Here is a 21450-nt window from a genome sequence, read left to right as displayed (position 1 = left end):
CCGGTTTCCGGTGCTCAGGGGAGGTGCGGCCATGCGTCCGACCATGGAGGACGTCGCCGCGCGGGCGGGAGTTTCCCGCGCACTGGTCTCCCTGGTGATGAGGAATTCACCGAAGGTCTCCGACACTCGCCGCGCGGCCGTGCTGCGTGCCGCGGAAGAACTCGGCTACCAGCCGCACGTCATGGCGCGGTCGCTGGCCAGCCGCACGTCCACGGTGCTCGGCGTGATGGTCAACGACCTGCGCAACGCGTTCTTCGCCGACATCGTCGAAGAGCTGGACAGCGCCGCGCAGGCGGCGGGCTTCGACCTGATCCTCAACACCGGCGGCCGCAGTCCCACGCGCGAGTGGAACGCCTTGCACAACCTCCTTTCCTTCCGCCCGGCGGGGATCATCCTGCTGTCGCCGGTCGTCCCGGCGTCGGCGATCCAGGTCGCGGCCCGGCAGTGCCCGGTCGTGCTGGTCTCGCGGACCGCCCGGTCGTCCACAGTGGACACGGTGAACGACGACGGCGAGGCGGGCTCCGCGCTGGCGGTCGACCACCTGGTCGGTCTCGGGCACCGGCGCATCGCGCATCTCGACGGCGGCGGCGCGGCCGGAGCGGCCCAGCGGCGGCGGGGCTTCGAGGCCGCCATGCGGCGGCACGGACTCGAGCCGATCGTCGTGCGCAGCGAGCACACCGACATCGGTGGTGAGACCGCCGTGCGGCAGCTGCTGGCCGCGTACTCGCGCCCGGACCTGCCGACGGGGCTGGTCTCCGGCAACGACTTCAACGCCGTGGGGGCGATCTCGGCGCTCGAAGAGGCCGGCCTGCGCGTACCCGAGGACGTGTCGGTCGTCGGCTACGACAACACGTCGCTGGCGGCGCTGCGGCACCTCTCACTGACCACAGTGGACCAGCCACGCAAGGACATGGCGCGGCTGGCCTTCGAAGCGCTGATCGAGCGCGTCCGCGGGGAGCGCACGGAGCCGGTCCGGCACCTGCTGCACCCGTCCCTGGTGGTCCGCGCGACCACCGCCGAGGTTTCTGCGACAGGAGGGTCATCACGATGAGGTTGGGACTGGCGGGCACCGGCCGGATCGGCACCGCGCACGCGGAGACGCTGAAGGGCTTCGAGGAGGTCGAGTCGGTCGTCGTGGCCGACGTCGACACCGCGCGCGCCGCCGCGGCCGCCGCGAAACTCGGTGTCGAGGCGGCCGACAGCCTGGAGTCGCTCTTCGCGTCCGGGCTCGACGGACTGGTCGTCACGGCGGCCACCGACGCGCACCCGGGCCTGATCATCGCCGCGGTCGACGCGGGCCTCCCGGTGTTCTGCGAGAAGCCGGTCGCCGCGGACATCCCCGGCACCCTGGCCGTGATCGACCGGATCGGCGCGTCCGACGTCCCGGTCCAGATCGGTTTCCAGCGCCGCTTCGACGCGGGTTACGCGGCGGCACGGGCGGCGGTCGCGTCCGGCGAGCTGGGCTGGCTGCACACGCTGCGCGCGACGACGTTCGACCCGGCGCCCCCGCCGGCGGAGTACGTCGCCCACTCGGGTGGGTTGTTCCGCGACTGCGGCGTCCACGACTTCGACATCATCCGCTGGGTCACCGGCCGCGAGGTCGAGGAGGTCTACGCGATCGGCGCCAACCGCGGCGAGCGGTTCTTCACGGAGGCGGGCGACGTCGACACGGCGGCGGCCACGCTGACCCTCGACGACGGCACGCTCGCCACGGTGTCGATGACCCGCTACAACGGCGCCGGCTACGACGTGCGCCTCGACGTGCTGGGCTCGCGCTCCGGCGTGGTGGTCGGCTTGGACGACCGGGCGCCGCTGCGCTCGGTGGAGCCGGGCGTGGCCCCGTTGCCCGGCCCGCCGTACCCGGGGTTCATGGAGCGGTTCCGCCGCGCGTACACGACGGAGCTGCGAGCGTTTCTGGACGTCGTCGAGGGCCGGGCGCCTTCCCCGTGCGTCGCGGCGGACGCGCTCGAAGCGTTCTACATCGCCGAGGCGTGCGAAGTGTCGCGGAGGGAACGCCGTCCGGTGAAGCTGACCGAGGTGCGCCGCTGAGGAGCTGGCGGACCGCGCGTTCCACCAGGGTGGCGGCCGCGGACCGCCGCTCCCTGTGTGCGCTGGGCAAAAAGCGCTCGCGCCGCACGCGACCGGACGCGAAACTGCCGGCGTGACGAGCCTGACGCCGTTGGACGAGCCCGCCTTGGCACGGCTGCTCGAAGCCGCCGAAGCCGGAGCCGATCCCCTGGAGGTCATGCCCCCGGTCGACGGCCCGCCCGGCTGGACGCCCGCGTGCCGCGAGGCGTTCCTGGCGTTCCACCGCGCCCGATCGCTGGACCCCGCGACGGCGGTGGAACGCACGTGGGTGATCGACGTCGACGGCGCGGCGGTCGGCGCGGCTCGGCTGGAACCACACGGCGACGCGGTGGAGGCGGGCATCTGGCTGAGCCGCGCCGTGCGAGGCCGCGGAATCGGCAAGCAGGTGACGGCCTTGCTGCTGGCCGAGGCCCGGGCGAGCGGCGCGGCGCGGTTCGTCGCCTCGACGACCGCGGGCAACCACGGCGCCCGGTCGCTGCTGGGCGGGATCGGTGCGGCGCTCACCGCGGACGGGGACGAGGTGGCCGCCGTGGTGCCGCTCAGGCCGTGACCCGCCAGTGCTCGACGATCCGGCCGTCCCGGAGGCGTTCGATCTGCATCTGCCGTGCGGGTTCCGGCCCGAAGCCGTGGACCAGCAGGTGCGCCGCGACGAAGTCGCCGTCCGCCAGCAGGTGGACCTCCTCGAACCGCAAGCCGGGTGCCTGCCGCCGCAGGTCCTCGACGATCGGCTTGAGCCCTGCGGGACCGCGCGGCAGGTCCGGCAGGCTCGGGCTGTGGTTGACGTAGTCCGGGTCGATCAGCTCGTCGAACGCTTCGAGGTCGCCCCGGTTGAACGCGGCCAGGTAGCGGCGGATGACGTCGATGTTGGTCATGGTGCCCAGGCAACCAGCGCCGGAAGCGGAACGGAAATGCGCTGGACGGCACCACTTATGCTGAACACGTATGAATGACCTGCTCCGGCTGGCGGCGTTCGTCGCGGTCGCCGAGGAACTCCACTTCGGGCGGGCCGCCGAACGGCTCGGCCGCACCCAGCCGTCCCTGTCGCGCGCGGTGGGTGCGCTCGAACGCGAACTCGGCGTGCCGCTGCTCGACCGCACCACTCGCAGCGTCGCGCTGACCCCGGCCGGCGCGGCGATGCTGCCCGATGCCCGCACCGCCCTCGAGGCCGCGGAGGCCGCCCGGCGCCGGGCGCAACGAGCGGGCCGCCTGGTCGTCGTGTCCAAACCGGACGGTGATCTCGGGCTCCTGCCCGGCATCCTCGCGGCCTTGGGCGAACCCGCGGACTTGCTCTTCGCGACGACCGGTGACGAGGCGGCCCGCATGCTCCGCGACGGTCGCGGGGACGTCGCGCTGGTCCCGGCGCCGTTCGACCGCACCGGGCTGGATGTCGAGCAGGTCCACGCCGAGCCGCGCGTCGCCGCCCAGCCGTGCGGCCGCGAAGCGGCGACGCTGGCCGAAGTCCTCGCCCGCCCGGCGGTCGCGTGGCCGGGCGTGGACGAGCGTCTCGACGCCTACTACCGCGCCCGTGACCCCGGAACCCTCGCCCGGCTGGCCGAGCCGCCGCCTGTCACCGCCGGCCCGGCGGCGAAGGACCTCGCCGAGGCGCTGCGCTGGGTCGAACTCGGGCAGGCGGTGACGTTCCTGCCGCGGTCGGTGGCCCACCGCTACCCCCGCGAAGGCGTCGTCTACCGCGAGATCGAGGGGCTCAGCGGGGTGCGGTTGCACGTGGCCTGGCCGGCGACGTCCCGATCGCCGCGCGTGGCCGCCTTCGTCCGGACGGCCACGCGCCCGCGATGACCCGTACGCAATCACACCCGCACGCCATGACTCAGTCGAGCTGCAGCTCCGGGGAGTACATCTCGATCCAGTGGTACAAGTCGAGCAGCCGGTCCAGGCCGATCCGGGACGCCGGGTCCATGGTCGCCGGGTCCACTTCGGACACCCGGTGCGCCCAGGACCGGTCGACCAGCCCGAACACCTGGTGCCCCGGCTCGGCCAGCACCTCCTTGGCCTGCTGCTGCAGCGCTGCCGCGTAGCCCGGGTCCTGCGTCGACGGGTACGGGCTCTTCACCCGCCGAGCCACCGACTCCGGCAGGACGTGCGAAGTGGCGTGCCGCAGCAGGCTCTTCTCCCGGCCGTCGAACGTCTTCAGCGACCACGGCGTGTTGTACACGTACTCGACCAGCCGGTGGTCGCAGAACGGCACCCGGACCTCCAGGCCCACCGCCATCGACGCGCGGTCCTTGCGGTCGAGCAGCATCCGCACGAACCGGGTCAGGTGCAGGTGGCAGATCGTCCGCATCCGGGCCTCCTGCGCGGACTCGCCGTCGAGGTGCTCGACCTCGGCGACCGCCGAGCGGTACTGGTCGCGGACGTAGGACTCCAGATCCATCTTCCCCATCAGCTCGGGGGTGTAGATCGACGTCCGGTCGGTCATCATCGCGCTGCGGAAGGCGATCCACGGGAACATGTCCGCGTTGACCGCGGTCTCGTCGAAGAACCAGCGGTAGCCGCCGAACACCTCGTCGGCCGACTCGCCCGACAGCGCCACCGTCGACTCGCCGCGGATCGCCTTGAACAGCAGGTACAGCGACGTGTCCATGTCGCCGAGCCCGGCCGGGATGTCCCGCGCCCGCAGCACCGCGCGCCGCACCTCGGGGTCGGTCAGCTCGCCCGGGTTCAGCACGACGTCCTGGTGCGCGGAGCCCACGAGCGAAGCGACGTCCCGGACGAACGGCGAGTCCGCGGTGTCGCGCATCTCGTCCGGCTTGAAGTTCTCCTCCTGGCCGAAGAAGTCGACGGAGAACGTCCGCAGCTGTTCGCCCTGCTCGGCCAACCGTGCGGCCGCGAGCCCGGTCACGGCGCTCGAGTCGAGCCCGCCCGAGAGCAGGACGCAGCGGGGGACGTCGGCGACGAGCTGCCGGTTGACGATGTCGGTCATCAGCTCGCGGACGCGGGCGACCGTGGTCTCCTGGTCGTCGGTGTGCTGCTTGGCGTCCAGCTTCCAGTACGTGCGGGTGCGGACGCCCTCGCGCGAGACGGTGACGATGGTGCCCGGCCGGACCTCCTCCATCCCCTTCCACAGCGACCAGCCGGGCCGCTTAGTGAACGCCATCAGCTCGCGCAGGCCGTCGGTGTCGACGACCTTCTTCGCCAGCGGGTTGGCGAGGATCGCCTTCGGCTCCGAGCCGAACAGGACGCCGTCGGCCGTCGGGTAGTAGTAGAACGGCTTGATGCCCATCCGGTCGCGGATCATGACGAGCCGGTCGCCGCGCTCGTCCCAGATCGCGAAGGCGTACATGCCGTTGAGGTGGTCGACGACCTCGTCGCCCCACTGCAGGTAGCCGTGCAGCACCACTTCGGTGTCGCTGTCGGTTTCCCAGGTGTGGCCCAGCTTGGTCAGCTCTTCCTTCAGCTCGGTGAAGTTGTACGCCTCACCGCTGTAGACCATCGCGACGTCGCCGTTCGGCGTGTGGACCGCCATCGGCTGACGGCCGCCGGGCAGGTCGATGATCGCCAGCCGCCGGTGGCCGAGGGCGACGTGGCGGCGCACCCAGGTGCCCTCGTCGTCCGGCCCGCGGCAGGCCATGGTCCCCGTCATGGCGTCGACCACGTCCTGACGGCGGGTGAGGTCGGCGTCGTAGGAAACCCAGCCGGCGATACCGCACATGGGGAAACCCCTCTCCCAAGATTTGCTTAGCTGATACAACTATCGGTAACACAGGTGTAACACGACCCGAAGATCTTGTCTGCCCGAATTGCGCTTTCCGCACTTGTTCGGTCACACGTTGTGTCGCGCGTCACTGACCAACTGCATACGGTGAGAACCGGGCAAACGCTTGCGTGACCGTCGCCACCGGCCGTCAAGACGGCGTAAACGGCGGTCGGGAACGCGTCAAGGAGCCGTCAGCCCCGGCCGGAACCGCCGCTCGTGACCGCAGAGTGAACGACGTCCGGTCACCGAACCCGGTGACCCGTCGTGAGAGGTGCCTGTGGCCGACTTGCTCTACGCCGTCCTGCTGATCGGCGTGTTCGTGGTGCTCGCGCTGGCGCTGCGCGGGCTGGAAAAGCTGTGAGCGGCGCCGGAACCGTGGCCAACGTCGTCGGCGGGCTGGTGGCGCTGGGTCTGCTCGGGTACCTCTTCGTCGCGCTGATCAGGCCGGAGAAATTCTGATGTCCGACACCACGGCCGGGCTCATCCAGCTCGGCCTGCTCCTCGCCGCCCTCGCCGCGGTCTACCGACCGCTCGGCGACTACCTGGCGCGCGTCTTCTCCGCCGAGAAGCACTTCAAGCTCGAGAAGGGCCTCTACCGGCTCTTCCGCGTCAACCCGGACGCCGAGCAGCGGTGGCCGACCTACGCCGCGGGCGTGCTCGGTTTCTCGTTCGTCTCGGTCGTCCTGCTCTACCTGCTGCAGCGGCTGCAACCGCTCCTGCCGTGGGACCTCGGCCGCGGCCCGGTGAGCCCCGGCGTCGCGTTCAACACCGCGGTTTCGTTCGTCACCAACACGAACTGGCAGTCCTACGTCCCCGAGACGACGATGGGCCACTTCGTGCAGATGGCCGGGCTGACCGTGCAGAACTTCCTGTCCGCGGGCGTCGGCCTGGCCGTGGCGATGGCGGTGACGCGGGGCTTCGTCCGGGCGAAGACCGACCGGCTCGGCAACTTCTGGGTGGACCTCACGCGCGGCACGATCCGCGTGCTGCTGCCGATGGCGTTCGTGTTCGCGCTCGTCCTGGTCGCGCTCGGCGTGGTGCAGAGCCTGAAGGCGGGCGTCGCCGTCACCGGCCCCGACGGCAGCGGAAGCACCATCGCGCTCGCCCCGGCGGCGAGCCAGGAGGCGATCAAGGAACTGGGCACCAACGGCGGCGGCGTCTTCAACGCCAACTCCGCGCACCCCTTCGAAAACCCGAACGCGTGGAGCAACCTCGTCCAGCTGTTCCTGATCCTGGTGCTCCCGGTCAGCCTGACCCGCGCGTTCGGCACCCTCGTCGGCCACCGCCGCCAGGGTTACGTCCTGCTCGGCGTGATGGGTCTGCTGTGGGCGGCGTCGCTGGCGCTCATCTGGTTCTCCGAAGCGCACGCGAGCAACCCGGCCGCGCTGGCCGCAGGGGCGAGCATGGAAGGCAAGGAGCAGCGGTTCGGCATCGGGCTGACGTCGCTGTTCGCCGACACCACCACCGGGACGTCGACGGGCGCCGTCAACGGCGCACACGACAGCCTGTCCGGCCTCGGCGGCGGCGGCCCGCTGCTGAACATGCTCTACGGCGAGATCTCGCCCGGCGGCGTCGGCACCGGTCTCTACGGGATCCTGGTGCTGGCGATCATCGCGATGTTCCTGGCCGGCCTGATGGTCGGGCGCACGCCGGAGTACCTGGGCAAGAAGCTCGGCCGGCGCGAAGTCACCTGCGCGGCGATCGCGATGCTGGCGATGCCGGCCGTCGTGCTCCTCGGCTCCGGGACCGCCCTGCTGTTGCCGGGCACGCCGGGTGCGCTGGGCAACACCGGCGCGCACGGGCTGTCCGAGATCCTCTACGGCTACGCGTCGACCGGCAACAACAACGGCAGCGCGTTCGGCGGGCTGACCGCGACGAGCGGCTGGTTCCAGTCGTCGTTCGCCGTCGCCATGGCGTTCGGCCGGTTCGTGCCGATCCTCGCCGTGCTCTGCCTGGCCGGTTCCCTGGCCGCGCAGCGCAAGGTGCCGGAAACCGCGGGCACCCTGCCCACCACCGGGCCGCTGTTCGCCACCCTGCTCACCGGCACGGTGGTGCTCGTCGCGGCCCTCACGTTCATCCCGGCGCTGGCGCTCGGGCCCATCGCGGAGGCACTCGCATGACCGTCACCGACGAACGACCGCAGGCGAGGACCGCCGAAGCCGCGGGCCGGGTCGGCGCGGGGGTCTTCAGCCCGCGCGGGCTCTGGACGTCGCTGCCGGAGGCGCTGCGGAAACTGAACCCGAAGCACCAGCTCGGCAACCCGGTGCTGTTCGTGGTGTGGGCGGGGTCCGCGCTCACCACCGTCTTCGCCGTCACCGACCCGAGCGTGTTCACGACCCTGATCGCCGGGTGGCTGTGGGTCACGGTCCTCTTCGCGAACCTCGCCGAGGCCGTCGCCGAAGGACGCGGCAAAGCGCAGGCCGAGAGCCTGCGGCGGTCGAAGAAGGAGACCGTCGCCCGCCGGCTCACCGAAGCCGGCGAAGAAGAACAGGTGCCCGGGGCCGAGCTGAAGATCGGCGACCTGGTCGTGGTCGAGGCGGGCCAGGTGATCCCGGGTGACGGCGACGTCGTCGAGGGCATCGCGACCGTCGACGAGTCGGCCATCACCGGCGAGTCGGCCCCGGTCATCCGCGAGTCCGGCGGCGACCGCAGCGCCGTCACCGGCGGCACGACGGTGCTGAGCGACCGGATCGTCGTCAAGATCACCACCAGGCCCGGCGAGTCCTTCGTGGACCGGATGATCGCCTTGGTGGAAGGCGCTTCGCGGCAGAAGACGCCGAACGAGATCGCGCTGACCATCCTGCTCTCGACGCTGACGATCATCTTCCTGCTCGCCGTCGTGGCCCTGCAGCCGATGGCCCGCTACTCCGGCCGCGAGCAGTCGGTCATCGTGCTGACCGCGTTGCTGGTCTGCCTGATCCCGACGACGATCGGCGCGCTGCTGAGCGCCATCGGCATCGCCGGCATGGACCGTCTGGTGCAGCGCAACGTCCTGGCGACCAGCGGCCGCGCGGTGGAAGCCGCGGGCGACGTCTCGACGCTGCTGCTCGACAAGACCGGCACCATCACCTTCGGCAACCGCCGGGCCACCGAGCTGATCCCGGTGGGCTCGTCCACTCCGGACGAACTCGCCCGCGCCGCCAGGCTGGCCAGCCTGGCCGACGAAACCCCCGAGGGCCGCAGCGTCGTCGCACTGACCCAGGCCCACGCGGGCCGGGACGAGCCGGGCGAGTTCGTCCCCTTCACCGCGCAGACCCGGATGAGCGGGATCGACCTCGGCGGCCGGCGGATCCGCAAGGGCGCCGCGTCCGCCGTGCGCGCGTGGGTGCGCGACCACGGCGGCGAGTTCCCCGGCGAGACCGAGCGCGTCGTCGACGGGATCAGCGCCCAGGGCGGCACCCCGCTGGTCGTCGCCGAAGACACCGTCGTGCGTGGCGTGATCCGGCTGTCCGACGTGGTCAAACCGGGCATGAAGGAGCGCTTCGCCGAGCTGCGCTCGATGGGCATCAAGACGGTGATGATCACCGGCGACAACCCGCTCACCGCGAAGGCCATCGCCGCGGACGCCGGCGTCGACGACTACCTCGCCGAGGCCAAGCCCGAGGACAAGATGGCGCTCATCAGGCAGGAGCAGGAAGGCGGGCGGCTGGTCGCGATGACCGGCGACGGCACCAACGACGCCCCCGCCCTCGCGCAGGCCGACGTCGGGGTCGCGATGAACACCGGCACGTCGGCCGCGAAGGAGGCCGGGAACATGGTCGACCTCGACAGCGACCCGACGAAGCTGATCGAGATCGTCGGGATCGGCAAGCAGCTGCTGATCACCCGCGGCGCGCTGACGACGTTCAGCGTCGCCAACGACCTCGCGAAGTACTTCGCGATCCTGCCCGCGATGTTCACCGGCATCTACGCCCAGCTGGGCGGACTGAACATCATGCACCTGGCCACGCCGAAGTCGGCGATCCTCTCCGCCGTCATCTTCAACGCGCTGATCATCGTCGTGCTGATCCCGCTGGCCCTGCGCGGCGTGCGGTACAAGCCGTCGTCGGCGTCCGCCCTGCTGCGCCGCAACCTGCTCGTCTACGGCCTCGGCGGGATCGTCAGCCCTTTCCTCGGGATCTGGCTGATCGACCTGCTCGTGCGCCTCATCCCCGGAATCGGGTGAAAAAGTGAACACTCTCGTCAAACAGACCTGGGCCGGGCTGCGCGTCCTGCTCGTCATGACGGTCCTGCTCGGAATCCTCTACCCCCTGGCCGTGTGGGCCATCGCCCGCATCCCCGGTCTGGAGGCGAACGCCGAAGGCTCGGTCGTCACGCGGAACGGCCAGGCCGTCGGGTCGTCGCTCATCGGCGTCGACCCGGTGCCCGCCGATCCCGCGCACGACCCGTGGTTCCACACCCGGCCCTCGGCGGCCGGCCCCGGCATGCCGTCCGGTGCGTCCAACCAGGGCCCGGACAACGAAGATCTGGTCAAGGCGATCGAACAGCGCAAGGCGTTGATCGCCGGGCGCGAAGGCGTGTCACCCGGCGAGGTGCCGCCGGACGCGGTGACGGCGTCGGGCTCGGGCCTCGACCCGGCGATCAGCGTGGCCTACGCGGACCTTCAGGCCGCGCGGGTCGCGCGGAACACCGGGCTGTCCCTCGACCGGGTGAACCAGCTCATCGAGCAGAACACCTCTGGTGCGGGGATCGGGGTGCCCGGGGTGCATGTGCTCCCGCTCAACTTGGCCGTGCGCGCCGCGGCCGGAGGGGCACACTGACACCGTGACCACGGCAGTGTCCGATCAAGAAGCCGGGAAGCCGCGCCGGGGTGAACTGCGGATCTACCTCGGCGCGGCTCCGGGCGTCGGCAAGACCTTCGCCATGCTCGGCGAAGCGCGGCGCCGCCTCGACCGCGGCACCGACGTCGTCGTCGGCCTGGTGGAGACGCACGGCCGCCGGAAGACCGCGGACCTGCTGGACGGCCTCGAAATCGTCCCGCGGCGGCACGCCGGGCACCGCGGCCGCGAGTTCGACGAGATGGACGTCGACGCCATCCTCGCCCGCGCCCCCGAGGTCGCCGTGGTCGACGAGCTCGCGCACACCAACGTGCCGGGGTCGCGCAACGCCAAGCGCTGGCAGGACATCGAAACACTGCGCGATGCGGGCATCGACGTGCTGTCCACGGTCAACGTGCAGCACCTGCAGAGCCTCAACGACGTCGTCGAGCGGATCACCGGCGTCCCCCAGCAGGAGACCGTGCCCGACGAGGTCGTCCGCCGCGCCGAGCAGCTGGAACTGGTCGACCTCACCCCCGAGGCCCTGCGGCGGCGGCTCGCCCACGGCAACGTCTACCCGGCCGAACGGATCGACGCCGCGCTCGGCAACTACTTCCGGCCCGGCAACCTCACCGCGCTGCGGGAACTGGCGCTGCTCTGGGTGGCCGACCAGGTCGACGTCGCCCTGCAGCGCTACCGCGCCGAACAGCGGATCACCGACACCTGGGAGGCGCGCGAACGCGTCGTCGTCTCCGTCACCGGCGGCGCCGAGAGCGAGACGCTCATCCGCCGCGCCAGCCGGATCGCCACCCGCGCCGGCGCCGAGCTGCAGGTGGTGCACATCCTGCGCGGCGACGGTCTCGCCGGGCCCGGGCCCGCCGCGATCGCCCGCTGCCGGACGCTGGCCGAAGAGGTCGGCGCGACCTTCCACACCGTCGTCGGCGACGACGTGCCGACCGCCCTGCTGGATTTCGCCCGCGGGGTCAACGCGACCCAGCTGGTGATCGGCACCTCGCGGCGGTCGCGCGTGGCGCGGCTGTTCGACGAGGGCATCGGCGCCGGCGTCGTGCGGCAGTCCGGGTCGATCGACGTGCACATGGTCACCCACGCCGAGGCGGGCGGGCGCCTGCGGGCCCGGCTCGGTGCGAGCCCGCTGGGTCTCTCGAGGCTGGTCGCGGGCTGGGTGCTCGGCGTCGTCCTGCCGGTGCTGGTCACCGTGGCCGGGTTCTTCATCCCGGCCGGGCTCGACTTCGCCACCGACGTCATCTCCTACGTGCTGGCCACCGTGGTCGTGGCGCTGGTCGGCGGCCTCGGCCCGGCGCTCGTCGCGGCGGTGCTCGGCGCCGGGCTGCTCAACTTCTTCTTCACCCCGCCGCTGTACACGCTGACCGTGCACACCCCGCAGAACCTCGTGACGCTGATCGCGATGGTCGTGGTCGCGGTCCTCGTCGCGCTCGTCGTCGACCAGGCCGCGCGCCGGGCCACGCAGGCGGCGCGAGCGCGGACCGAGGCGGCGCTGCTGGCCTCCTACGCCCGGACCGTGCTGACCCACGCGAACCCGATCGAGCGGCTGCTGGAGAAGGTCCGCGAGAACTTCGCGCTGACGTCGGTGACCCTGCTGGAGAAGCAGGACGGCGAGTGGCGTTGCGCGGCGGCCGCGGGGGAGCACCCGTGCGCCGACCCCGACGAAGCTGACGCCGATATCGCCGTCACCGCCGACGTGCACCTGACCCTGCGCGGGCGGGCGCTGCCCGCGGCCGACCGGCGGGTCCTGGAAGCTGCGGCCGGGCAGGCGCTGCTGGCCCTGCGCCAGCAGCGGACGGCGGCCGCGGCGGCGCGCGCCGAGCGCAAGGCCGAGGCGACCGAGCTGCGCACGACGTTGCTCTCGGCCGTCGGGCACGACCTGCGGACGCCGCTGACGTCGATCAAGGCGTCGATCGGCAGCCTGCGCGCGGCCGACCTGGATTTGTCCGAAGAGGACACCGCGGAGCTGATGGAGGCGATCGAGCTGTCCGCCGACCGGCTCGCCGGGCTGATCGACAACCTCCTCGATTCGTCGCGGCTGGCGACCGGCGCGGTTCGCCCGCACCTGCGTCCCGTCGGCTACGACGAGGTCGTCGCGCACGCCTTGTCCACAGTGGACGACTCGGACGCGGTGCAGGTGGCGATCGACGACCGGCTGCCGTCGGTACTGGCCGACCCCGGCCTGCTGGAACGGGTGGTGGCGAACGTGCTGGACAACGCCCTGCGGCACGGCGGGGCCCCGGTGTCCGCGCGGGCGAGCACCCACTCCGGCCAGGTCGAACTGCGGATCGTCGACCACGGCAAGGGGCTGCGCAAGGGGGCCGCGGACTCGGCGTTCGCGCCGTTCCAGCGGCTCGGCGGCGACCGGGACACGACGCCGGGGATCGGGCTCGGGCTGTCGGTGGCGAAGGGGTTCACCGAAGCGATGGGCGGCACGATCCGCGCCGAGGACACCCCGGGCGGCGGGCTCACGGTCGTGGTGTCCCTGCCCGCGCACAGCGTCGAGTTCGAGAGCGTCGAGTGCGAGGAGGTGCGATGACCGACCCGGGAGCCACCGTGCTGGTGGTGGACGACGAGCCGCAGATCGTGCGGGCCCTGCGGATCAACCTGACCGCCCGCGGCTACAAGGTGATCACCGCGCACGACGGCACGGCCGCGCTCAAGGCGGTCGCCGAAACCAAGCCCGACGTCGTGGTGCTCGACCTCGGGCTGCCCGACCTCGACGGCACCGAGGTGATCGCCGGCCTGCGCGGCTGGACGACGGTCCCGATCATCGTGCTGTCCGCCCGCGGCGACTCGGCGGACAAGGTCGAGGCTCTCGACGCGGGCGCCGACGACTACGTGACGAAGCCGTTCGGCATGGACGAGCTGCTGGCGAGGTTGCGGGCGGCGGTCCGCCGCTCGGCGGTGGCGGGCCCGGACGACGCGGACGCGGTGGTGGACACCGAGTCGTTCACCGTCGATTTGGCGGCGAAGAGGGTCCGCCGCCGCGACGGCGAGGAAGTCCACCTGACGAAGACGGAGTGGGGGGTGCTGGAGCTGCTGGTCCGCAACCGCGGCCGGCTGGTGGCGCAGAAGCAGCTGCTGCACGAGGTGTGGGGCCCGTCGTACGAAACGGAGTCCCATTATCTGCGGGTGTACCTGGCCCAGCTGCGGCGCAAGCTGGAACGGGAGCCCTCCCGGCCACGGCACCTGCTGACGGAGCCGGGAATGGGCTACCGCTTCGAGGTCTAGCACCGTGCCCTGCGGGGTAAACCGCCGTCCATGACGACTCTGGGGAAGAAGCGGACGGCCGGCGCGAAGATCGCCGGCCTGCTGGTGCTGGTGGCCATCGGGTACTTCGCCGGCGTGGGGGTCGCGGCCGCCGTCGGCAGCGCGAACCCCTGGACCTTCGGCCTCATCGGAATCGGCCCGGCCATCGGCGGCTTCTACGCGGACACCCTGGGACGCCGGGTGCGCGGCGGCTGGCACCGGGAGGTCGGCGGCCCGATGCCGAGCCGAAGGCCACCATCCGGGCAGCCAGCGCCCTGATGGTGGCCTTCGACGGCCTCACTGAGCGTGCGTGGGGCTTCCGGTCGAGCCGCTGGGCGTTCCGCCGGTGGTGGCCGTCGGCGCGCCACCGGAGCTCGGGCCGCCTCCGCTCGGCGGCGTCGACGTCGGGGTCGGGGTCGGCGACGGCGTGGGGGTCGGCGTCGGGGTGGGGGTCGGCGTCGGGGTGGGCGTCGGCGTCGGCTTCGAGGGTGTCACCGGCGGCGGGTTGCCGCCCGTGTCGCTGCGCGGCGGGGGCGGCGCCGACTGGGTGACGACCGTCGTGGTGGTCTTGCCGTCGGGGCTCACCGACACGACCGTCGTCGGCGTGCTCGAGGACGTGGGGCTCGGGCTGGTCGGCTCCCCGCCGACCGTCGACGGGCCGCTGGCCGACGGCGTGTTCGGCAGCGTCTGCACGCCGGCCGGGATGGTGCCTTGGCCGCCGGGGCCGCCCGTGCCGCCCGCGGTGGTGGCGGGGGCCGGCCCGGCGAGCTCGGCCACGGCGGCGAACGCGGTCGCGACGACCAGCCCGGCCACCCCGAGCACGACGTACCCGGTGCGGTTCGGTTTGCTGCTCTTGGGCGGCGCGGTGTCGATCCTGGTGATCCGAGAGCTCGAATCCGACCCGGCGGGGCGGGGCATACAGGCTCCTAGGGGAGTGCGGGGAGGCGCAGGTCTTGAGGTAGCACGGCGAGGTCGTGGATCGGGGCACGGCGCCCACGGCGGGGGAGCGACCTCGGCGGGAGATTATCACCGGCGTGCGGGTATTCGCGCAGGTAGTGGCCTTGATCAGTTACTGTGCGCGGTCGGTTGACCCCGAAGTGAGGAACAACGTGAGTGAGGAAGAAACCCACACCCGGCTGACGGCGTGGGTGCGCGGCCGGGTGCAGGGCGTCGGTTTCCGCTGGTGGACGCGCAGCCGCGCGCTGGAACTCGGGCTGGTCGGGAGCGCGAGCAACCTCGCCGACGGCCGTGTCGAGGTCATAGCGGAGGGTAGCCGGGACCACTGTCAGCGGCTGTTGTCCGCGTTGCGGTCGGGAGAATCACCCGGAAGTGTGGAGCACGTGGCCGAGCGCTGGTCCGACCCGAAAGGGGGACTCGCCGGCTTCGTCGAGCGGTAGCGCACCTTGGTCCTTCCGGGGCCGGTGTGGCTCGTGATGTTGCTGGGGCCCGCCCGGGTGTGCTAGCCGCGCCGAGAAGGGGGCGCGTCCGGCGGTCCGCGGGCGCCCCCAGGTAGCCTGGGCCGATTGAACCGCCAGTACCCGCGGCCAGAGGGGTCAGCACCACGTGCACCTGAAAAGCCTGACGCTCAAGGGCTTCAAGTCCTTCGCCTCGGCCACCACGCTGCGCTTCGAACCGGGGATCACCTGCGTGGTCGGGCCGAACGGCTCCGGCAAGTCGAACGTGCTGGACGCGCTGCGCTGGGTCATGGGCACCCAGGGCGCCAAGGACCTGCGCGGCGGCAAGATGGAGGACGTCATCTTCGCCGGCACCGCGGGCCGCGCCCCGCTCGGCCGCGCCGAGGTCACCCTCACCATCGACAACGCCGACGGCGCACTCCCCATCGAGTACTCCGAGGTCTCGATCACCCGCCGGATGTTCCGCGACGGCGCGAGCGAGTACGAGATCAACGGCGACCGCTGCCGCCTGATGGACGTCCAGGAACTGCTGTCGGACTCCGGCATCGGCCGCGAGATGCACGTCATCGTCGGGCAGGGCCAGCTGTCGGCGATCCTCGAGTCCAAGCCCGAAGAGCGCCGCGCCTTCATCGAAGAGGCCGCCGGCGTCCTCAAGCACCGCAAGCGCAAGGAACAGACCCTGCGCAAGCTGGCCAACATGCAGGGCAACCTCGACCGGCTCGGCGACCTCACCACCGAGCTGCGCCGCCAGCTCAAGCCGCTGGGCAAGCAGGCCGAGATCGCCCGCAAGGCCCAGTCGGTGCAGTCCGAGCTGCGCGACTCCCGGCTGCGGCTGCTCGCCGACGACCTGGTGACCCAGCGCGACGCGATCGCGCGCGAAGAGGCCGACGAGCGCACCGCCCGCCAGCGCCGCGCCGAGGTCGAGCAGCACCTGGAGATCGTCTCCGCCGAGGAGACCGAGCTGGAAGCCTCGCTGGCCGAGGACGCGCCGCTGCTGCAGAGCGCCCAGGAGACCTGGTACAAGCTGTCGGCGCTGGCCGAGCGGCTGCGCGGCACCGTCCGCGTCGCGATCGAGCGGCAGCGGCACCTCTCCGCCGACGTCTCGACGAACACCGGCGGCCGCGATCCGGAGGAGCTGCTCGAAGAGGCCGAGCGCGTCGCCGAGCAGGAAGAGGAGCTCAACGAGGCCGTCATGGAGGCCCGGGAGCTGCTCGCCCAGACCGTGCTGCGGCGCGAGGACCTCGAACAGCGCGTCCAGGCCGCCGAGCGGGCGCACTGGGCCGCCGTCCGCGCCATCGCCGACCGGCGCGAGGGCATGGCCAAGCTGACCGGCCAGGTCGAGGCGCTGCGCAGCAAGAACGGCGCCACCTCCGACGAGATCGACCGCCTCAGCGTCTCGATCGAGGAGTCCGCCGAGCGGGCCGAGCTCGCCGTCGAGGAACTCGAGATCGCCAAGGCCGAGGGCGGTGTCGAGGAGTCCGACGACTCGGGGCTGATGGACCGCCACGACCGTGCGGTCGAGGCCAACAACGCCGCCAAGGCACGCGTCGAAGAGCTGGTCAAGGCCGAACGCGCCGCCGAGCGCGAGATCGCTTCCGAAAAGGCCCGCGTCGAAGCGCTGTCGATGGGCCTGCGGCGCAAGGACGGCGCGGGCGCGCTGCTCGGCGCGTCCCACGAGCTGCCGGGCCTGCTCGGCTCGGTCGCCGCGCTGCTGACCGTCGAGCCGGGGCACGAAGTCGCGCTGGCGGCGGCGCTCGGCCCGGTGGCGGACGCGGTCGCCGTCTCGGGCGGCGAAGACGCCTTGCGCGCGCTGAAGTATCTGAAGGACACCGATTCCGGCCGGGCAGGCATCCTGCTCGGCGGTCCGGAGTCCACTGTGGACACCTCCTCGTGGCCGTCGCTGCCGGACGGCGCGCGGTGGGCGCGTGAGGTCGTCGCGGCGCCGGCGCAGCTGCGGGCCGCCGTCGAACAGGCCCTCGACAAGCTGGCCCTGGTCCGCGACCTCGAGTCGGCGCGGCACCTGGTGGCCGCGCACCCGGACGTCCGGGCGGTCACCGTCGAGGGCGACGTCTTCGGCGCCCGCTGGGCGATCGGCGGTTCCGGCAAGCGCGAGAGCGTGATCGAGGTCCAGGCCGCCGTCGACGAAGCCGGGGCGCGGCTGCGCACGGCCGAACGCCAGCTGGAGCAGTACGCGGCCGAGCTGGAGGGCGCCCGTGCCGAGCAGCAGGCGCGGCGCGAAGAGGTCTCGCAGGCCAAGGACGCCCTGGGCGAGGCCAAGGTCCGCAAGGCGCGGTCGTCGGAGCGGCTCAGCCGGCTGCAGCAGGCGGCCCGGCAGGCGCAGGCCGAGGTCGAGCGGCTCACCGGGCAGCGCGCGAAGGTCGAGCAGAGCCGCGTGCAGGCGCTGGCCCAGCTCGCCGAGCTGGAGGAACGGCTCGCCGCCGTCGCCGAGCAGCCCGTCGAGGACGACCCGGACACCGCCGAGCGCGACCAGGCCGTCGAAGAGCTGGCTGTCGTCCGGCAGGAAGAAATGGAAGCGCGGCTCGCGCAGCGCACCGCCGAGGAACGCGCGCGCAGCATCGCCGGCAAGGCCGAAGGCCTCCGCCGCGCCGCGCACGCCGAGCAGCAGGCCCGCGAGCGCGCCGAGCGCGCCGCCGCGGCCCGCAAGCGCGGCGCCGAGATCGCCGACGCCGTCGTCGACGCCGGCGAGCTCGCGCTGGAGCGCATCGAGCACTCGGTGCAGCGCGCCGCCGCCGAACGCGACCAGGTCCAGGCCCGCCGCCAGAGCCGCGAGCAGGCATTGACCGGCGTCCGCGCCAAGGTCCGCGAGCTCACCGGCGAGCTGGAGAAGCTGACCGACGCCGTGCACCGCGACGAGGTGCTGCGCGCCGAGCAGCGGCTGCGGCTGGAGACCTTGGAAGCCAAGATCGCCGAGGACTTCGGCATCGGCCTCGAGGACCTCGTCCGCGAGTACGGCCCGGACGTCCCGGTCCCGCCCAGCGCGGGCGAAATGGCCGAGTACGAGGCGGCCAAGGCGCGCGGCGAAGACGTCACCCCGCCGCCCCCGATGCCCTACGACCGCGACACCCAGGCCCGCCGCGCCAAGCGCGCCGAGAAGGACCTTTCCCTGCTGGGCAAGGTGAATCCGCTGGCCCTGGAGGAGTTCGCGGCGCTGGAGGAGCGGTACAAGTTCCTCTCCACGCAGCTGGAAGACCTCAAGGACACCCGCAAGGACCTCGAGTCGGTGATCAAGCAGGTCGACGAGAAGATCCTCGAGGTCTTCGCCGGGGCCTACGCGGACGTGGCCCGCGAGTTCGAGACGGTCTTCAGCGTGCTCTTCCCCGGCGGCGAAGGCCGGATGGTGCTCACCCAGCCGGACGACCTGCTGAGCACCGGCGTCGACGTCGAAGCCCGCCCGCCGGGCAAGAAGGTGAAGCGCCTGTCGCTGCTGTCCGGTGGCGAGAAGTCGCTGGTCGCGGTGGGCATGCTGGTCGCGATCTTCCGCGCCCGGCCGTCACCGTTCTACGTCATGGACGAGGTCGAGGCGGCGCTCGACGACACCAACATGCGCCGGCTGATCGGGCTGCTGGAGCAGCTGCGCGACTCGTCGCAGCTGATCATCATCACCCACCAGAAGCCGACCATGGAGATCGCCGACGCGCTCTACGGCGTGAGCATGCAGGGCGACGGCATCACCAAGGTGATCTCGCAGCGCCTCCGCACCGCCGAGGACGAACCGGTCGCGGTCGGCTGAGGCGTCACATCTCGTCTTCGCGCGGCGCGCGGCGGTCTTCCGGCCGCACGCGGGGCTCGTAGGTGCTCAGGTCGTTGCCGATGTGGCCGACGTCGCCCATCTGTGGCCGTCGGCCGCGGGGCCGGAGCATGCCGTGCTTGACCCCGCGTCCGCGGTCGGACCGGTCCACGACCAGCGCGACGACGAGTACCACGGCGAGCACCACGCCGATACCGATGAAGAACCCCATGCGAACCCCCGTGCTCCCGAGGTCAGGCTACGGCGGCAGCACGGGGGATGGGCACGTGCTTGCTACTCCGCCACCCAGAAGGCGTAGTCCGCCGAGTACCGGACCGCGGTCTGCGCCCCGGCCACGCAGGTCCCGGCCGGGGCCACGCCGCCGCGGGTGTTCAGGCGCTGGATGTAGGTCACCTCGCCGAAGATCCCGTCCCCGGTGTTCAGGTTCGCCTTGAGCAGCAGCTCGGGGATCGCGTCCGTCCGCGGCGACGAAGCCGCCGCCGCCGCGCCGACCGTGCTGCCGTCCACAATGGACGTCCACACCGGACCCTTGCTGTGCAGGGCCACCGGCTTCCCGTGCCGGGAGAGCACCGCCGCGGGCTGGAGCAGCGCCCACGCGCCGTTGGTGCACCCGTAGATCTGCACGCCCTCCGCGGGGTAGGTGGCGACCGGCCGGTTGCCCGCCGGGACCTTGATCGTGTCCGGCACCTTCGGGCCCGCCGGGGAGGCCGAAGCCGTCGCCGCGCCGCCGAGCACCAGTGCGCCCACCGCGAGCGCCACCGTCATCCGCTTCATGAGATCCACCTTCGAAATCCTCCCGCCGCTTCTCGGCGGGCTCCCGCAAACCGACACGGGCGCCCGCCGGGAACGGTTCAAAAGGATCAGGCGGCGACCTCTTTTTCCGGCTCGCCGGTGGCTTCGGCCTCGGCCGCCTTCGGGTCCGGCGTGCGGTGCCGCAGCGCCAGCAGGCCACCGACGACCAGCGTGATCACCACGCCCATCAGCGTGTACCACGGGTAGGCGAGCGCGACCTTGTCCCCGGCCGCCTTGCTGAAGTCGACGCCGATCAGGCCGCCGGTCTTCGCGCTGAACTTCACCCCGAGGATGACGAACGCCATCACCACGACCGTGACGACGAACGCGATGATCGCGTCCACCTGCCGCGCCTTCTTGACCAGCAGGCCGAGCAGGAACGACCCCAGCAGCGCGCCGTAGGTGTAGCCGGTGATGGCCAGGCCGAGCTCGATCACCGAGTTCTTCGTGGTGGAGAACAGCGAAGCGAACACCGCGAACACGACGGCCCAGATCAGGGTCCACATGCGGCCGTGCCGCAGCATCTTCGAGTCCTCCGGCGCGCGCTTGGTGAACCGCTGGTAGAGGTCGGCCACGGTGGACGTCGAAAGCGCGTTGAGCGCCGAGGCGAGCGCGCCCATCGTCGAGGCGAGCACCCCGGCGATGAGCAGGCCCGACACGCCGACCGGCAGGTCGTCGATGATGAACCGCGAGAACACGTCGTCCGGGCTCTGCAGGCCGAGCTGCGCGACCGGCTTGCGCCCGTTGAACACCCACAGCATCGCCCCGACCAGCAGGAACAGTGCGAACTGCACGGTGACGATGATCCCGCTGCCGATGAGCGCCTTCTGGCCGTCGCGCAGGCTCCGCGTGGCCAGCAGCCGCTGCGCGATGAGCTGGTCGGCGCCGTGCGAGGCCATCGACAGCGCCGCGCCGCCGAGCACCGCCGTGACGAACGCGTACGGGCTGGTCAGCAGGTTCTTCGTGAAGTCGAAGAGCATGAACTTGCCGTCCGCGGACGCCTGCGCGGCCCAGTCGGCCGGCAGCTTGTTCAGCAGCACGATCGCGGCCACCGCGGCGCCGCCCAGGTACAGCGACAGCTGGATGACGTCGACCCAGACGACCGCCTTGATGCCGCCGATGTAGGCGTAGATCAGCGTCAGCCCGGTGAGGATGACGACGATCACCCAGTAGTCCACGTGGACGCCGTAGTGCCCCAGGATCACCTTGATCGGGATCGCGCCGGCGAAGAGGCGCACGCCTTCGGCGAGCAGCCGCGTGATCACGAACGTCACCGACGCGGTGCCCTGCAGCCCGGAGCCGAACCGCTTGCCGAGGAACGCGTAGGCGCTGACGAGGTTGCCCCGGAAGTACCGCGGCAGCAGGACGAACGCGGCGACCGTGCGGCCGATGATGTAGCCGAAGGCCAGCTGCAGGAACAGGAACGCGTTGCCGAAAACCAGCCCGGGCGTGCTGATCACGGTGAGCGTCGAGGTCTCCGTGGCCACCACCGACAGCATCACCGCACCCCACGGGAGGCTGCGCTCGCCGACGAAGTAGTCGGCCGCCGACCGTTGCTTCCGGCCGACGAGCACGCCTATCAGCGGCATCGCCGCCAGGTAGATCACGATGATGGCGAGGTCAACACCGCGCATGGAT

19 protein-coding genes are annotated in these 21450 nt (G+C 71.9%); 13 read left to right on the top strand and 6 right to left on the bottom strand.

Annotation, left to right across the window (positions count from 1 at the left end; translation table 11 throughout):
* Nucleotides 1-31 precede the first annotated feature (31 nt).
* From AB0M80_RS27090 to AB0M80_RS27080, 3 genes are all read left to right on the top strand, one after another.
* Nucleotides 32-1051 (top strand): LacI family DNA-binding transcriptional regulator, encoded by a 1020-nt coding sequence (locus AB0M80_RS27090; RefSeq protein ID WP_364570425.1) that lies wholly within the window; start codon nt 32-34, stop codon nt 1049-1051.
* Nucleotides 1048-2049, top strand: a complete 1002-nt coding sequence (locus tag AB0M80_RS27085) for a Gfo/Idh/MocA family oxidoreductase (RefSeq protein WP_364570422.1) — start codon at nt 1048-1050, stop codon at nt 2047-2049. The genes AB0M80_RS27090 and AB0M80_RS27085 overlap by 4 nt, the downstream gene beginning before the upstream one ends.
* A gap of 112 nt (nt 2050-2161) precedes the next feature.
* Nucleotides 2162-2638, top strand: a complete 477-nt coding sequence (locus AB0M80_RS27080; protein ID WP_364570419.1) for a GNAT family N-acetyltransferase — start codon at nt 2162-2164, stop codon at nt 2636-2638.
* On the opposite strand, the gene AB0M80_RS27075 is transcribed toward AB0M80_RS27080, so the two are convergent.
* Entirely contained in the window at nt 2628-2960 is a 333-nt protein-coding gene (locus AB0M80_RS27075; protein ID WP_364570416.1) for a nuclear transport factor 2 family protein, read from the bottom strand. The two genes, AB0M80_RS27080 and AB0M80_RS27075, sit on opposite strands and share 11 nt — an antisense overlap.
* Before the next feature lie 70 nt (nt 2961-3030).
* Here AB0M80_RS27075 and AB0M80_RS27070 point away from each other — a divergent pair, with 70 nt between their 5' ends.
* Nucleotides 3031-3885: a LysR family transcriptional regulator gene (locus AB0M80_RS27070; RefSeq protein WP_364570413.1), complete on the top strand. Its 855-nt coding sequence runs from the start codon at nt 3031-3033 to the stop codon at nt 3883-3885.
* A 31-nt stretch (nt 3886-3916) separates the two neighbouring features.
* On the opposite strand, the gene asnB is transcribed toward AB0M80_RS27070, so the two are convergent.
* Nucleotides 3917-5758, bottom strand: a complete 1842-nt coding sequence (asnB, locus tag AB0M80_RS27065) for an asparagine synthase (glutamine-hydrolyzing) (protein WP_364570410.1) — start codon at nt 5756-5758, stop codon at nt 3917-3919.
* A gap of 402 nt (nt 5759-6160) precedes the next feature.
* Here asnB and kdpF point away from each other — a divergent pair, with 402 nt between their 5' ends.
* From kdpF to AB0M80_RS27030, 7 genes are read left to right on the top strand one after another with little or no spacing between them, the layout of a single operon-like run.
* Nucleotides 6161-6262, top strand: a complete 102-nt coding sequence (gene kdpF, locus AB0M80_RS27060; protein WP_364570407.1) for a K(+)-transporting ATPase subunit F — start codon at nt 6161-6163, stop codon at nt 6260-6262.
* On the top strand, nt 6262-7923 hold the full coding sequence (gene kdpA / locus AB0M80_RS27055) for a potassium-transporting ATPase subunit KdpA (RefSeq protein WP_364570404.1): 1662 nt from the start codon (nt 6262-6264) through the stop codon (nt 7921-7923). The genes kdpF and kdpA overlap by 1 nt, the downstream gene beginning before the upstream one ends.
* Complete coding sequence (gene kdpB / locus AB0M80_RS27050) at nt 7920-9968, top strand: potassium-transporting ATPase subunit KdpB (RefSeq protein ID WP_364570402.1); 2049 nt, start codon at nt 7920-7922, stop codon at nt 9966-9968. Before kdpA ends, kdpB begins: the two co-directional genes overlap by 4 nt.
* 4 nt (nt 9969-9972) lie before the next feature.
* Complete coding sequence (locus AB0M80_RS27045; RefSeq protein ID WP_364570399.1) at nt 9973-10563, top strand: potassium-transporting ATPase subunit C; 591 nt, start codon at nt 9973-9975, stop codon at nt 10561-10563.
* Nucleotides 10564-10567: 4 nt separating this feature from the next.
* The gene (locus tag AB0M80_RS27040) at nt 10568-13123 is read left to right on the top strand and encodes a DUF4118 domain-containing protein (RefSeq protein ID WP_364570397.1); all 2556 of its coding nucleotides are present in this window, start codon (nt 10568-10570) and stop codon (nt 13121-13123) included.
* Nucleotides 13120-13818, top strand: coding sequence for a response regulator (locus AB0M80_RS27035; protein WP_364570394.1), 699 nt, complete (start codon nt 13120-13122; stop codon nt 13816-13818). The genes AB0M80_RS27040 and AB0M80_RS27035 overlap by 4 nt, the downstream gene beginning before the upstream one ends.
* A 30-nt stretch (nt 13819-13848) precedes the next feature.
* On the top strand, nt 13849-14115 hold the full coding sequence (locus AB0M80_RS27030) for a hypothetical protein (RefSeq protein WP_364570391.1): 267 nt from the start codon (nt 13849-13851) through the stop codon (nt 14113-14115).
* 18 nt (nt 14116-14133) lie between these two features.
* Here the strand turns inward: AB0M80_RS27030 and AB0M80_RS27025 are convergent, their stop codons facing one another.
* Nucleotides 14134-14754 (bottom strand): hypothetical protein, encoded by a 621-nt coding sequence (locus AB0M80_RS27025; protein WP_364570388.1) that lies wholly within the window; start codon nt 14752-14754, stop codon nt 14134-14136.
* A gap of 191 nt (nt 14755-14945) precedes the next feature.
* Here AB0M80_RS27025 and AB0M80_RS27020 point away from each other — a divergent pair, with 191 nt between their 5' ends.
* Both AB0M80_RS27020 and smc read left to right on the top strand, forming a co-directional pair.
* Nucleotides 14946-15233 (top strand): acylphosphatase, encoded by a 288-nt coding sequence (locus AB0M80_RS27020; RefSeq protein WP_364570385.1) that lies wholly within the window; start codon nt 14946-14948, stop codon nt 15231-15233.
* A 166-nt stretch (nt 15234-15399) separates the two neighbouring features.
* On the top strand, nt 15400-19002 hold the full coding sequence (smc, locus tag AB0M80_RS27015; protein WP_364570382.1) for a chromosome segregation protein SMC: 3603 nt from the start codon (nt 15400-15402) through the stop codon (nt 19000-19002).
* A 4-nt stretch (nt 19003-19006) separates the two neighbouring features.
* Here the strand turns inward: smc and AB0M80_RS27010 are convergent, their stop codons facing one another.
* The 3 genes from AB0M80_RS27010 to AB0M80_RS27000 all read right to left on the bottom strand — a co-directional run bounded on the left by AB0M80_RS27010 (nt 19007) and on the right by AB0M80_RS27000 (nt 21446).
* Nucleotides 19007-19231, bottom strand: coding sequence for a hypothetical protein (locus AB0M80_RS27010; protein WP_364570379.1), 225 nt, complete (start codon nt 19229-19231; stop codon nt 19007-19009).
* 62 nt (nt 19232-19293) lie between these two features.
* On the bottom strand, nt 19294-19794 hold the full coding sequence (locus AB0M80_RS27005) for a DUF3455 domain-containing protein (protein WP_364570376.1): 501 nt from the start codon (nt 19792-19794) through the stop codon (nt 19294-19296).
* An 86-nt stretch (nt 19795-19880) separates the two neighbouring features.
* On the bottom strand, nt 19881-21446 hold the full coding sequence (locus AB0M80_RS27000) for a sodium:solute symporter (RefSeq protein WP_364570373.1): 1566 nt from the start codon (nt 21444-21446) through the stop codon (nt 19881-19883).
* Nucleotides 21447-21450 lie beyond the last annotated feature (4 nt).

Origin of the sequence: Amycolatopsis sp. NPDC051045, from assembly GCF_040682955.1 — a bacterium.
GTDB lineage: Bacteria > Actinomycetota > Actinomycetes > Mycobacteriales > Pseudonocardiaceae > Amycolatopsis.
Note: the sequence above shows the minus strand (reverse complement) of the source record. Positions and strands in the feature narration are given on the sequence as shown.

Coding starts and splice junctions, on each gene's coding strand:
- AB0M80_RS27090 (WP_364570425.1), top strand. CDS start 32: ATGCGTCCGACCATGGAGGACGTCGCCGCGCGGGCGGGAGTTTCCCGC.
- AB0M80_RS27085 (WP_364570422.1), top strand. CDS start 1,048: ATGAGGTTGGGACTGGCGGGCACCGGCCGGATCGGCACCGCGCACGCG.
- AB0M80_RS27075 (WP_364570416.1), bottom strand. CDS start 2,960: ATGACCAACATCGACGTCATCCGCCGCTACCTGGCCGCGTTCAACCGG.
- AB0M80_RS27070 (WP_364570413.1), top strand. CDS start 3,031: ATGAATGACCTGCTCCGGCTGGCGGCGTTCGTCGCGGTCGCCGAGGAA.
- asnB (WP_364570410.1), bottom strand. CDS start 5,758: ATGTGCGGTATCGCCGGCTGGGTTTCCTACGACGCCGACCTCACCCGC.
- kdpA (WP_364570404.1), top strand. CDS start 6,262: ATGTCCGACACCACGGCCGGGCTCATCCAGCTCGGCCTGCTCCTCGCC.
- kdpB (WP_364570402.1), top strand. CDS start 7,920: ATGACCGTCACCGACGAACGACCGCAGGCGAGGACCGCCGAAGCCGCG.
- AB0M80_RS27035 (WP_364570394.1), top strand. CDS start 13,120: ATGACCGACCCGGGAGCCACCGTGCTGGTGGTGGACGACGAGCCGCAG.
- AB0M80_RS27030 (WP_364570391.1), top strand. CDS start 13,849: ATGACGACTCTGGGGAAGAAGCGGACGGCCGGCGCGAAGATCGCCGGC.
- AB0M80_RS27025 (WP_364570388.1), bottom strand. CDS start 14,754: ATGCCCCGCCCCGCCGGGTCGGATTCGAGCTCTCGGATCACCAGGATC.
- AB0M80_RS27010 (WP_364570379.1), bottom strand. CDS start 19,231: ATGGGGTTCTTCATCGGTATCGGCGTGGTGCTCGCCGTGGTACTCGTC.
- AB0M80_RS27005 (WP_364570376.1), bottom strand. CDS start 19,794: ATGAAGCGGATGACGGTGGCGCTCGCGGTGGGCGCACTGGTGCTCGGC.
- AB0M80_RS27000 (WP_364570373.1), bottom strand. CDS start 21,446: ATGCGCGGTGTTGACCTCGCCATCATCGTGATCTACCTGGCGGCGATG.